General features: G+C 60.4%; 15 protein-coding genes. 7 read left to right on the plus strand and 8 right to left on the minus strand.

All coding sequences use genetic code 11. From position 1 onward, the window contains the following. The first annotated feature begins 105 nt into the window (after positions 1 to 105). From metX to M5G20_RS09375, 6 genes are read left to right on the plus strand one after another with little or no spacing between them, the layout of a single operon-like run. Positions 106 to 1245 carry a homoserine O-succinyltransferase MetX gene (gene metX / locus M5G20_RS09350; RefSeq protein ID WP_273918915.1) on the plus strand — a complete coding sequence of 380 codons (1140 nt, stop codon included), beginning with the start codon at positions 106 to 108 and terminating at the stop codon, positions 1243 to 1245. A 7-nt stretch (positions 1246 to 1252) separates the two neighbouring features. Continuing rightward, positions 1253 to 1873 (plus strand): methionine biosynthesis protein MetW, encoded by a 621-nt coding sequence (gene metW, locus M5G20_RS09355; protein ID WP_150734155.1) that lies wholly within the window; start codon positions 1253 to 1255, stop codon positions 1871 to 1873. A gap of 26 nt (positions 1874 to 1899) precedes the next feature. Beyond that, positions 1900 to 2334: a DUF4426 domain-containing protein gene (locus M5G20_RS09360; protein ID WP_273918916.1), complete on the plus strand. Its 435-nt coding sequence runs from the start codon at positions 1900 to 1902 to the stop codon at positions 2332 to 2334. After that, positions 2331 to 2927, plus strand: a complete 597-nt coding sequence (gene rdgB, locus M5G20_RS09365; RefSeq protein ID WP_273918917.1) for an RdgB/HAM1 family non-canonical purine NTP pyrophosphatase — start codon at positions 2331 to 2333, stop codon at positions 2925 to 2927. Before M5G20_RS09360 ends, rdgB begins: the two co-directional genes overlap by 4 nt. After that, on the plus strand, positions 2924 to 4129 hold the full coding sequence (gene hemW, locus M5G20_RS09370) for a radical SAM family heme chaperone HemW (RefSeq protein ID WP_273918918.1): 1206 nt from the start codon (positions 2924 to 2926) through the stop codon (positions 4127 to 4129). Before rdgB ends, hemW begins: the two co-directional genes overlap by 4 nt. A 9-nt stretch (positions 4130 to 4138) precedes the next feature. Then, complete coding sequence (locus M5G20_RS09375) at positions 4139 to 4462, plus strand: DUF3392 domain-containing protein (RefSeq protein WP_273918919.1); 324 nt, start codon at positions 4139 to 4141, stop codon at positions 4460 to 4462. 66 nt (positions 4463 to 4528) lie between these two features. Here the strand turns inward: M5G20_RS09375 and trmB are convergent, their stop codons facing one another. From trmB to M5G20_RS09395, 4 genes are all read right to left on the minus strand, one after another. After that, positions 4529 to 5254, minus strand: a complete 726-nt coding sequence (gene trmB, locus M5G20_RS09380) for a tRNA (guanosine(46)-N7)-methyltransferase TrmB (protein WP_077046063.1) — start codon at positions 5252 to 5254, stop codon at positions 4529 to 4531. Between the two features lie 9 nt (positions 5255 to 5263). Then, positions 5264 to 6058 carry a thiazole synthase gene (locus tag M5G20_RS09385; protein WP_017253955.1) on the minus strand — a complete coding sequence of 265 codons (795 nt, stop codon included), beginning with the start codon at positions 6056 to 6058 and terminating at the stop codon, positions 5264 to 5266. A gap of 51 nt (positions 6059 to 6109) precedes the next feature. Continuing rightward, a complete protein-coding gene (thiS, locus tag M5G20_RS09390; protein WP_007953386.1) occupies positions 6110 to 6310 on the minus strand; it encodes a sulfur carrier protein ThiS in 201 nt (66 codons plus the stop codon). 71 nt (positions 6311 to 6381) lie between these two features. Continuing rightward, on the minus strand, positions 6382 to 6762 hold the full coding sequence (locus tag M5G20_RS09395) for a DUF423 domain-containing protein (protein WP_273918920.1): 381 nt from the start codon (positions 6760 to 6762) through the stop codon (positions 6382 to 6384). A gap of 74 nt (positions 6763 to 6836) precedes the next feature. Here M5G20_RS09395 and mtgA point away from each other — a divergent pair, with 74 nt between their 5' ends. Next, a complete protein-coding gene (gene mtgA / locus M5G20_RS09400; protein ID WP_273918921.1) occupies positions 6837 to 7559 on the plus strand; it encodes a monofunctional biosynthetic peptidoglycan transglycosylase in 723 nt (240 codons plus the stop codon). A gap of 159 nt (positions 7560 to 7718) precedes the next feature. On the opposite strand, the gene rpoH is transcribed toward mtgA, so the two are convergent. From rpoH to ftsY, 4 genes are all read right to left on the minus strand, one after another. Next, a complete protein-coding gene (gene rpoH / locus M5G20_RS09405; RefSeq protein ID WP_056853991.1) occupies positions 7719 to 8573 on the minus strand; it encodes an RNA polymerase sigma factor RpoH in 855 nt (284 codons plus the stop codon). Positions 8574 to 8686: 113 nt separating this feature from the next. Next, entirely contained in the window at positions 8687 to 9709 is a 1023-nt protein-coding gene (ftsX, locus tag M5G20_RS09410) for a permease-like cell division protein FtsX (RefSeq protein ID WP_273918922.1), read from the minus strand. Beyond that, on the minus strand, positions 9706 to 10377 hold the full coding sequence (gene ftsE, locus M5G20_RS09415; RefSeq protein ID WP_003229148.1) for a cell division ATP-binding protein FtsE: 672 nt from the start codon (positions 10375 to 10377) through the stop codon (positions 9706 to 9708). Before ftsE ends, ftsX begins: the two co-directional genes overlap by 4 nt. Then, positions 10374 to 11843: a signal recognition particle-docking protein FtsY gene (gene ftsY, locus M5G20_RS09420; RefSeq protein ID WP_273918923.1), complete on the minus strand. Its 1470-nt coding sequence runs from the start codon at positions 11841 to 11843 to the stop codon at positions 10374 to 10376. The genes ftsE and ftsY overlap by 4 nt, the downstream gene beginning before the upstream one ends. Positions 11844 to 11967: the final 124 nt, after the last annotated feature.

Raw genomic sequence — 11967 nt, forward strand, 5'->3', positions numbered from 1 at the left:
TGGTAGCGCCTCGGTCTGACAGGGAAACAATAAGGCCCGGCCTTTGCTTGCTGCTAACCCCACTGGTCTTTAGACTTACGCCTCATTTCAATGAGAGCAGGGTCGATGCCAGCTGCCTTTCCCCCCGATTCTGTTGGTCTGGTGACGCCGCAAGTGGCGCACTTCAGCGAACCCCTGGCGTTGGCCTGCGGTCGTTCGCTTCCAGCCTATGACCTGATTTACGAAACCTACGGCACGCTGAACGCCACGGCGAGCAACGCCGTGCTGATCTGCCACGCCTTGTCCGGCCACCACCACGCGGCTGGCTATCACAGCGCCGACGACCGCAAACCCGGTTGGTGGGACAGCTGCATCGGCCCCGGCAAACCCATCGATACCAGCAAGTTCTTCGTGGTCAGCCTGAACAACCTCGGCGGTTGCAATGGCTCTACCGGCCCGAGCAGCATCAACCCGGACACCGGCAAGCCGTTCGGTGCCGACTTCCCGGTGCTGACCGTGGAAGACTGGGTGCACAGCCAGGCGCGTCTGGCCGATCGCCTCGGCATCGCCCAATTCGCAGCCGTGATCGGCGGCAGCCTCGGCGGCATGCAGGCGATGCAATGGAGCATCACCTACCCTGACCGCATCCGTCATTGCCTGGCCATCGCCTCGGCTCCCAAACTGTCGGCGCAGAACATCGCCTTCAACGAAGTGGCACGCCAGGCGATTCTCACTGACCCTGAGTTCCACGGCGGTTCATTCCAGGAACAGGGCGTGATCCCCAAGCGCGGGCTGATGCTGGCGCGGATGGTCGGGCACATCACCTATTTGTCCGACGACTCCATGGGCGAGAAATTCGGTCGCGGCCTGAAAAGCGAAAAGCTCAACTACGACTTCCACAGCGTCGAGTTCCAGGTCGAGAGCTACCTGCGTTATCAGGGCGAAGAGTTTTCCGGACGCTTTGATGCCAACACCTATCTGTTGATGACCAAGGCCCTGGACTACTTCGATCCAGCGGCCAACTTCGACGATAACCTGGCAAAAACCTTCGAAAACGCCACAGCGAAATTCTGCGTGATGTCGTTCACCACCGACTGGCGCTTCTCGCCTGCCCGCTCGCGGGAGCTGGTGGACGCACTGATGGCCGCGCGCAAGGACGTCTGCTATCTGGAAATCGATGCGCCGCAAGGCCACGACGCCTTCCTGATACCGATCCCGCGTTACTTGCAGGCGTTCGGCAACTACATGAACCGCATTACGTTGTGAGATAGCCATGAGAGCTGATCTGGAAATCATCCAGGAATGGATCCCCGCCGGTAGCCGCGTGCTCGACCTCGGTTGCGGCGACGGCGAACTGCTGACCTGGCTGCGCGACAACAAGCAAGTCACCGGCTATGGCCTGGAAAACGACGCGAACAACATCGCCGAGTGCGTGGCCAAAGGCATCAACGTCATCGAGCAGGACCTGGACAAGGGCCTGGGCAACTTCGCCAGCAACAGCTTTGATGTCGTGGTCATGACCCAGGCGCTGCAAGCGGTGCATTACCCGGACAAGATCCTCGACGAAATGCTGCGGGTCGGTCGCCAGTGCATCATCACCTTTCCCAACTTCGGTCACTGGCGTTGCCGCTGGTACCTGGCGAGCAAGGGACGGATGCCGGTCTCCGAGTTCCTGCCCTACACCTGGTACAACACGCCGAACATCCACTTCTGTACCTTCGCGGACTTTGAAGCCTTGTGTCGCGAACGTGAAGCCAAGGTCATTGATCGGCTTGCCGTGGATCAACAGCATCGGCACGGGTGGGCCAGTAAGCTATGGCCTAATCTGTTAGGTGAGATCGGTATTTACCGCGTCAGCAGCCCGGGGCTTGCAGACCACAAGGTCGCGGTCTGATTCAGCACATTTCGAGGAGAACGATCATGGGTCGTCTAGCGCTGTTTCTACTCACTGCCTGCCTGAGCGTCACGGCCATGGCCGCCGATGCGATCAAAGGTGATCGCCAGGAAAAATTTGGCGACGTGACGGTGCACTACAACACCTTCAACTCCACGTTCCTGACACCGGACATCGCCAAGTCGGCTGAACTGGTCCGCAGCAAGCATCAGGGCGTGATCAACATTTCGGTGATCAAGGATGGCAAGCCGTTGATGGCGCAGGTCAGCGGTACGGTCAAAGACCTGACCAGCCAAAGCGTGCCGCTGAACTTCAAGCAAGTCACCGAGCAAGGTGCGATTTACTACATCGCCCAGTACCCGGTGCCCCAGCAGGAAACCCGCACCTTCGAGATCAAGGTGCAGACCGGTGACAAAATCAACACCATCAACTTCAACCAAGAGCTATTCCCCGGCCAATGATCAATTTCACGCAACTCGTATTGGCCAGCCATAACGCCGGCAAACTCAAGGAACTCCAGGCCATGCTCGGCCAATCGGTGCAACTGCGCTCGATCGGCGAATTCAGCAGCATCGAGCCCGAAGAAACCGGCCTGTCGTTCGTCGAGAACGCCATCCTCAAGGCCCGCAATGCCGCGCGCATCTCCGGCCTGCCGGCGCTGGCCGACGATTCCGGGCTGGCGGTGGATTTCCTCGGTGGCGCGCCGGGTATCTACTCGGCCCGATATGCCGACGGCAAAGGCGATGCGGCAAACAACGCCAAGCTGCTGGACGCGCTGAAAGACGTGCCGGAAGCTGATCGCAGCGCTCAGTTTGTCTGCGTACTGGCGCTGGTGCGTCACGCCGATGATCCACTGCCGATCCTTTGCGAAGGTCTATGGCACGGGCGCATCCTGACCCAGGCCAGCGGCGAACACGGTTTTGGCTATGACCCGCTGTTCTGGGTGCCGGAGCGCGATTGCTCCAGCGCCGAGCTGACCCCGGCCGACAAGAACCAGATCAGCCACCGCGCCCGTGCAATGACTCTGCTGCGCCAGCGTCTGGGCTTGAAATGACCGGCGAATCGTCTGCATCGCCCCTGATTTTCGGCGGTGATGCGCAATCGCCTCGGGCGGCCCTGCCGGTGCTGCCACCCCTGGCGCTGTACATCCACATTCCGTGGTGCGTACGCAAATGCCCTTATTGCGACTTCAACTCCCACACCGCCAGCCCCGTGCTGCCGGAAGAAGCGTATGTCGACGCGTTGCTGGCCGACCTCGATCAGGACCTGCATGCCGTTTACGGGCGTGAACTGAGCTCGATTTTCTTCGGCGGCGGTACGCCGAGCCTGTTCAGCGCCGAAGCCTTGGGCCGGTTGCTCAAGGGCGTGGAACAGCGCATTGCGTTTGCCAGCGATATCGAAATCACGCTTGAAGCCAACCCCGGCACCTTTGAACAAGACAAGTTCGTGGCGTACCGGAAACTGGGGATCAATCGCCTGTCGATCGGCATCCAGAGCTTCCAGCAGGAAAAACTCCAGGCCTTGGGCCGCATCCACAACGGTGACGAAGCGGTGCGCGCCGCCGGCATGGCACGTCAGGCCGGGTTCGATAACTTCAACCTGGACTTGATGCACGGTCTGCCGGATCAGTCCCTGGAAGACGCCCTCGCGGACCTGCGCACTGCGATTGCCCTGAAACCGACGCACCTGTCCTGGTATCAGCTAACCCTGGAGCCGAACACCGTGTTCTGGAACCAGCCGCCGACGCTGCCCGAGGACGACACGCTGTGGGACATTCAGGAAGCGGGACAGGCGCTGCTCGCCGAACACGGTTACGCACAATACGAAGTCTCGGCCTATGCCCTGCCCGGTCGACCGGCACGGCATAACCTCAATTACTGGAGTTTTGGCGACTTCATCGGCATTGGCGCCGGCGCCCACGGCAAGCTCAGTCATCCGGACGGACAAATTGTCCGCACCTGGAAAACCCGTTTGCCGAAGGATTACCTGAACCCGGCAAAGAGCTTCCTGGCCGGCAAGAAAGCGCTGGGCAACGACGAGATGCCGTTCGAATTCCTGATGAACGCGCTGCGCCTGACGGACGGCGTCGAATCGCGGCTGTACCCGGAACGTACCGGCATGACCCTGGAAAGCCTTGCCGAAGGCCGCCGGGAAGCCGAACAAAGCGGCCTGTTGCAGGTCGAACCGTCACGTCTGGTAGCCACGACGCGCGGACAACTTTTCCTCAACGACTTGCTGCAGAAATTTCTGACATAAGGAAATCGAATGGATTTGGTACTCGACCTGCTTGCCACCATGTCTCGCTGGAGCCGCAGCAACCTCTCGGAAATCGCCCTGGCCCTGGTGGGTTGTCTGCTGGTGCTGTTCGGTGCGGATTTCAAAGGCTGGGTCGAGCAACGCCTGGGCAGCATCGCCGGCGCCCTGCGCGTCCCCCTGATGGCCCTGCTGTGTATGATCGGCAGCGGCGCCGCGTTGATTTACGCCACGCCATGGATCGTCAAAGGCCTGAGCCAGTTCAATAACTACAGCCTGGCGCCGGTGCTGCTGGTGGTGTTGGTGCTCATCGGTGTCGTCGCTGACCGCCGCTGATTTGCGGATGTGCAAAGAACCTGTAGGAGCCGGCTAACCGGCTCCTACAGGTTTGTAGGGCAAGGTTCAGGACTGTTTTTCGAACTTCAGATCCCACACGCCATGTCCAAGACGCTCGCCGCGGCGTTCGAACTTGGTGATCGGCCGCTCGGCCGGGCGTGGTACGCACTTGCCGTCTTCGGCGAGGTTGCGATAACCCGGCGCAACGTTCATCACTTCCAGCATGTATTCCGCGTACGGTTCCCAGTCGGTGGCCATGTGCAGAATGCCGCCAACCTTCAGCTTGCTGCGCACCAGCTCGGCAAACGATGCCTGAACGATACGACGCTTGTGGTGACGGCTCTTGTGCCAAGGGTCCGGGAAGAACAGCATCAAGCGGTCAAGGCTGTTGTCGGCGATGCAGCGGTTGAGCACTTCGATCGCATCGCAATCGTAGACCCGCAGGTTGGTCAAACCCTGGGTCAACACGCCATTGAGCAGCGCGCCGACACCCGGACGATGAACCTCGACGCCAATGAAATCCTGCTCCGGCGAAGCCGCTGCCATTTCCAGCAACGAATGGCCCATGCCGAAACCGATTTCCAGCGAGCGCGGTGCCGAGCGACCGAACACCTGGTCGAAGTCCACTGGCGCGTCGGCCAGCGGCAACACGAATTTCGGTGCGCCCTGGTCCAGGCCGCGCTGCTGGCCTTCGGTCATGCGCCCGGCGCGCATCACGAAACTCTTGATGCGGCGGTGTTGGCGCTCGTCGCCTTCTTCCGTCTGGATAGGCGTGTCGTTTGATTCAGTCATCAATGGCTCTTACTTGATCAGACCATCCAGCGGCGAAGAGGCGCTGGCATAGAGTTTTTTCGGCATGCGGCCGGCGAGGTAGGCCAGGCGGCCCGCGACGATCGCGTGTTTCATGGCTTCGGCCATCATGATCGGCTGCTGGGCGTGGGCGATGGCAGAGTTCATCAGCACCGCGTCACAGCCCAGTTCCATGGAAATGGTGGCATCGGAAGCGGTACCGACACCGGCATCCACCAGCACCGGGATTTTCGCTTCTTCGAGGATGATCTGCAGGTTGTAAGGATTGCAGATCCCCAGGCCCGATCCGATCAGACCGGCCAGAGGCATCACTGCGATGCAGCCGATTTCCGCCAACTGACGGGCAATGATCGGGTCATCACTGGTGTAGACCATCACGTCGAAACCTTCCTTGACCAGCGTTTCGGCTGCTTTGAGGGTTTCGATCACGTTGGGGAACAGGGTTTTCTGGTCGGCCAGCACTTCCAGCTTCACCAGGTTGTGACCATCGAGCAGCTCACGGGCCAGGCGGCAGGTGCGCACAGCCTCGATCGCGTCGTAGCAACCGGCGGTGTTCGGCAGGAAGGTGTAACGATCCGGCGACAGCACTTCGAGCAGGTTCGGCTCGCCCTCGATCTGGCCAAGGTTGGTGCGACGCACGGCGAAGGTGACGATCTCGGCACCCGAGGCTTCGATGGCCAGACGGGTTTCTTCCATGTCACGGTACTTGCCGGTACCGACCAGCAAACGCGACTGGTAAGTACGACCGGCCAGGACGAAAGGCTTGTCGCTACGAACGATGCTCATGGGAAATCCTCTGTAGGGCTTGCTGAATGCTGTGGCCACTCGGCCGGGGGACTAGCCGCCGCCGATGGCGTGCACGACTTCGACGTTGTCGCCGTCGTTCAACGTGGTATCTGCATGCTGACTGCGCGGGACGATATCCAGATTGAGTTCGACCGCCACCCGGCGTCCGGTCAAGTCCAGACGGGTCAGCAGGGCCGCAACGGTTTCACCGTCGGGCAGTTCAAAGGATTCGCCGTTCAACTGAATGCGCATGCCGGATGCCGCCATCATTTTTAGGGGCTGGCATTCTAGCCCGATCGTGACCTAAAGGTCAGCAACAAGCGTCAAGCGGTCAACGGCAAGCGCCAGGCGGCGAGCCCCAGGCACAACCAGCCCACCAGGAACGCCAGGCCACCGAACGGGGTGACGATGCCGAGCTTGCTGATACCCGTCAGCGTCAGCACATACAGGCTGCCGGAGAACAGCAGGATGCCGATGGCAAACGATGCGCCGGCCCACGTCACGAGGCGTCCGGGGATCTGCGTGGCCAGCAAGGCGACACCCAATAACGCCAATGTGTGCACCAGTTGATAGGTCACGCCGGTATGGAAAATCGCCAGATACTCGGCGCTCAGGCGGTTTTTCAGACCGTGGGCGGCAAAGGCGCCAAGGCCGACACCGGTGAAGCCGAAAAAAGCGGCCAGCATCAGAAAGCCACGCAGCATGGAGAACTCCAGTCAGACTCGATCAACAGGGTCTGTATAATGGCCCGCTCCACGGGTTCGGCCAAGCCATCTCTATGCTGCGTATCTATTTCCGTCGTTTCACCAAGGCTGTGCTCTGGTTCATGGGCGGCAGCGTCTTGCTGGTACTGATCTTCCGCGTGGTGCCACCACCCGGGACAGCGCTGATGGTCGAGCGCAAGATCGAATCCTGGATCGATGGCGAGCCCATCGACCTGCAACGCTCATGGAAGCCGTGGGATGAAATCTCCGATGACCTGAAAGTCGCGGTGATTGCCGGCGAAGACCAGAAATTCCCCGAGCACTGGGGCTTTGACGTGAACGCGATCAAGGCGGCGCTGGCCCACAACGAACTCGGCGGCTCGATTCGCGGCGCCAGCACCTTGAGCCAACAAGTCTCGAAAAACCTGTTCCTGTGGTCCGGACGCAGCTGGCTGCGCAAAGGCCTGGAGGCCTGGTTCACCGGGCTCATCGAGGTGTTCTGGCCCAAGCAGCGGATTCTTGAGGTGTACCTCAACAGTGTCGAGTGGGACGACGGTGTGTTTGGTGCCGAGGCAGCCGCCAGGCATCACTTTGGCGTGAGCGCCAAAGGTCTCAGCCGCCAGCAGTCGAGTTTGTTGGCGGCCGTTTTGCCCAACCCGCGGGTATGGAGTGCGAGCCATCCGACGGGTTACGTGGCACGTCGCGCAGGCTGGATTCGGCGGCAGATGAGTCAACTGGGCGGGGACAGCTATCTGGTGGGGTTGAACGACTCACGCCGGGCGCCTTGGGCGCAGTAGCGACCATCAATTTTACAAACACCACAAAACACTGTGGGAGCGAGCTTGCTCGCGATGACGGCCTGACAGTCAACGAAGATGTTGAATGTTCAGTCCTCATCGCGAGCAAGCTCGCTCCCACAGGATCAATCGTCGGGCGTTTTTATCGCTGCTTTGCCGTTATGCGGCAATCGACACTTTGAGCTTGTTCATCGCGCTCTTCTCAAGCTGACGAATACGCTCGGCCGAGACGTTGTACTTCTGCGCCAGGTCGTGCAGCGTGGCTTTTTCTTCCGCCAGCCAGCGCTGGTAGAGGATGTCACGGCTACGGTCGTCCAGCACTTCCAGCGCTTCGTGCAGGTTGTGGTTGGAGTTGTCGCTCCAGTCGGCATCTTCCAGCTGACGCGCCGGGTCGTACCGGTGGTCTTCCAGATAGTTGGCCGGCGACTGGAAAGCACTGTCGTCGTCGGCTTCGGCTGCCGGGTCGAAGGCCATGTCGTGACCGGTCAGGCGACTTTCCATCTCGCGCACTTCCCGAGGCTCCACACCGAGGCTTTCCGCCACGCGATGGACTTCCTCATTGTTCAACCAGGCCAGACGCTTTTTCTGGCTGCGCAGGTTGAAGAACAGCTTGCGCTGCGCCTTGGTGGTCGCGACTTTCACAATGCGCCAGTTGCGCAGGATGAACTCGTGGATTTCCGCCTTGATCCAGTGCACCGCAAAGGACACCAGGCGCACGCCCATTTCCGGGTTGAAGCGCTTCACGGCCTTCATCAGGCCAACGTTACCTTCCTGGATCAGGTCAGCCTGAGCCAGACCGTAGCCGGAATAGCTACGGGCGATATGTACGACAAAACGCAGGTGGGCGAGCACCATCTGCCGAGCCGCCTCAAGATCCTGCTCATAATAGAGACTCTCGGCCAGTTCACGCTCCTGCTCCGGCGTCAGCAATGGAATGCTGTTGACGGTGTGCACATAGGCTTCCAGGTTTGCACCCGGAACCAACGCGTACGCAGGTTGCAAAGAATTGGTCATACGAAAAAACCTCCGACTTACAGACTCGTGCCAGTGGCACTGCGAAAATTGACCGGAAACCGAAAGACAAGTTCCCCTTGAAAATGCAAGGTCAATCACGCGCAAAAAAGATTCTACTTCGGCGCCAGCTCCCTGAGATGACGTGCGACTGCAATCCATGCACCGATATAACCCAACAGCACCGCGCCAAGCAAGAGAGATAGACCATCGGCTACCGGTACGCCGGCCAGCGCGAAATCACTGCCATACAAACCGGCCAGCCCGACGACTGCATCGTTCAGCCAGTTCAGGCCGAACGCCAGCACTCCCCAGGACAGAAGCCCCGCACCGAAGCCATACAGCGCCCCCATATAGAGGAAGGGCCTGCGCACATAGCTGTCAGTGCCGCCCACAAGTTTAATCACTTCTATCTCTGTGCGGCGGTTTTCAATATGAAGACGAATGGTATTGCCTATCACCAAAAGTAATGCAGAAACCAGAAGCACGGTCAGACCGAAGACAAAACGGTCACCCAGCTTGAGGATGGCTGCCAGACGCTCGACCCAGACTAGATCAAGTTGTGCCTGCTGTACCTTGGGCAATTCGGAAAGTTTTTGTCTTAATGCTTCAAGCGCGGGCTTGTCGACTTCGGTCGGCGTCACCAGGACCACGCCGGGCAGCGGGTTCTCCGGCAACTCCTTGAGCGCATCCCCCAGACCGGATTGCTGCTGGAACTCTTCCAGCGCCTGATCGCGTCCCACGTACTCGGCATCCGCTACGCCGGGCATGCCCTTGATCTGCTCACGCAGCGACTCGCCTTCCGCCGGGCTGGCTTCGAGTTGCAGGTACAGGGAAATCTGCGCGGCACGCTGCCACGAACCGCCCAGACGCTCGACGTTACTTAGCAAAAGTGACAGCCCCATGGGCAAACTCAGGGCAACGGCCATCACCATGCAAGTGAAAAAACTGCCAATCGGCTGCTTGCCCAGACGGCGCAAGCTATCCAGCAAACTGGCACGGTGGCTTTCAATCCAGGCGCGCAACAGCGTGGCGAAATCCGGGCCGTCATCGTCATCGCGTTTTTTCTTCTGCGGCTGCGGATCGGCGGCCTTGGGGGCCACGCGCTCGGAAACCTTCGGACTGCGTGTTGCACTCATACGCCGGCCTCCCCGTCGCCGATCAATCGGCCGCGTTGCAGGGTCAGCATGCGGTGGCGCATGCGGGCGATCAGCGCCAGGTCGTGACTGGCGATCAGCACGCTGGTGCCGAGGCGGTTGATGTCTTCGAACACGCCCATGATTTCCGCCGCCAGACGCGGGTCGAGGTTACCGGTCGGTTCGTCCGCCAGCAGCAAGGCCGGGCGATGAACGATGGCGCGGGCGATGCCGACGCGCTGTTGCTGACCGGTGGACAGATCACCCGGGTACAAATCGGTTTTGTCCGACAGCGCCACACGCTCAAGGGCCGAATCCACGCGCTTGGCGATTTCAGCCTTGGACAGGCCAAGGATCTGCAACGGCAGCGCGACGTTGTTGAACACCGTGCGATCGAACAGCAACTGGTGGTTCTGGAACACCACGCCGATTTGCCGCCGCAAGAAAGGAATCTGTGCGTTGCTGATGGTGCTCAGGTCCTGCCCGGCGAGCAGCAACTTGCCGCTGGTTGGACGCTCCATTGCCAGCAACAGCCGCAACAAGGTGCTTTTACCGGCGCCGGAATGGCCGGTGACAAACAGAAACTCGCCGCGACGGACTCGAAAGCTCAGCTCATGCAAGCCGACGTGACCGTTCGGGTAGCGTTTACCGACCTGTTCGAAACGAATCATGAACGCTCCCGCTCGGCAAACAGTGCCTGGACAAAGGGTTCTGCTTCAAAAGTGCGCAAATCGTCGATGCCTTCACCCACGCCGATATAGCGAATCGGCAGGCCGAACTGCTTGGCCAGGGCGAAAATCACCCCGCCCTTGGCGGTGCCATCGAGCTTGGTCAGGGCCAGCCCGGTCAGTTCGACGGTCTGGTTGAATTGTTTGGCCTGGTTGATAGCGTTCTGGCCGGTACCGGCATCGAGCACCAGCAGCACTTCGTGCGGCGCGTCGGCGTCGAGCTTGCTGATCACCCGACGAACCTTTTTCAGCTCTTCCATCAGGTTGTCTTTGGTGTGCAGGCGACCGGCGGTGTCCGCGATCAGCACGTCGATGCCACGGGCCTTGGCGGCCTGCACGGCGTCGAAGATCACCGAAGCCGAGTCCGCGCCGGTGTGCTGGGCGATGACCGGGATCTTGTTGCGCTCGCCCCAGACCTGCAACTGCTCGACCGCTGCGGCACGGAAGGTGTCACCGGCGGCGAGCATGACTTTCTTGCCTTCCAGTTGCAGCTTCTTCGCCAGCTTGCCGATGGTCGTGGTTTTACCAGCGCCGTTGACACCGACTACCAAAATCACAAACGGCTTGTTCTGCGAGACAATTTTCAGCGGCTGCTCGACAGGCTTGAGCATCGCCGCCAATTCGGCTTGCAGGGATTTGTACAGTGCATCGGCATCGGCCAGTTCTTTGCGCGCGACCTTCTGGGTCAGGCGCTGGATGATCACCGAAGTCGCCTCCACACCCACGTCGGCGGTCAGCAGACGGGTTTCGAGGTCATCGAGCAGTTCGTCATCGATGGCTTTCTTGCCCAGGAACAGGCTGGCCATGCCTTCGCCGATGCTGGCGCTGGTCTTGGACAGGCCTTGCTTGAGGCGGGCGAAGAAGCCGGCCTTGGATTCTTCGGTGCGTACCGGCTCGACCGGGGCTTCGACGGGGGCGTCGACAATTGGAGCAATAACAGGTGCAGGTGCAGGCTCGGGCGACTGAACAACCGGTGCAACGAATGCCGGAACGACTGGCTCGGACACAGCTTCAGCTTCAACGACCGGCTCAACAACCGGAACCGGCTCAGGGGCAAAAGCTGTCGGAGCAGGAATCGGTGGCGTCACATGCGGCGCCAGCTCGTCTTCAACCAGCGCCACCGGCTCTTCGGCCACCGGCAAGGTCAGCCACGGCTCGGCGGCCGGGGTCAACGGCAGTTCGGCGGGGATTGCAGGCTCAGGCTCGACGGCCGGTTGCAGCACCGGCTCGGCGATGGGCAAGACAACCGGCGCTGGCGCTTCATCTATTACCGGCGCCGGTGTTGGCTCAGGAAGTGGCTGTGGCTGTTCGACGACGGGTTCCTGCGGTTTTTTGCGCAGCCATCCGAACAGGCTTTTCTTTTCGCCAGCCGCAGCTGGGGTCTTCTTGTCGTCGTTGGAACCAAACATGGAGGACGGCTATCTCACGGTAGCGAAGCGCCAATGGGCGCCCCGGCAAATAAATTTTCGATGCAGAACAGACTGCAATTGGCCCAGCTTGTTCACGCGCAACATTTTGTCGAGGTGCGAACGG

It is taken from the genome of Pseudomonas sp. TNT2022 ID1044, assembly GCF_028656895.1.
GTDB lineage: Bacteria > Pseudomonadota > Gammaproteobacteria > Pseudomonadales > Pseudomonadaceae > Aquipseudomonas > Aquipseudomonas reinekei.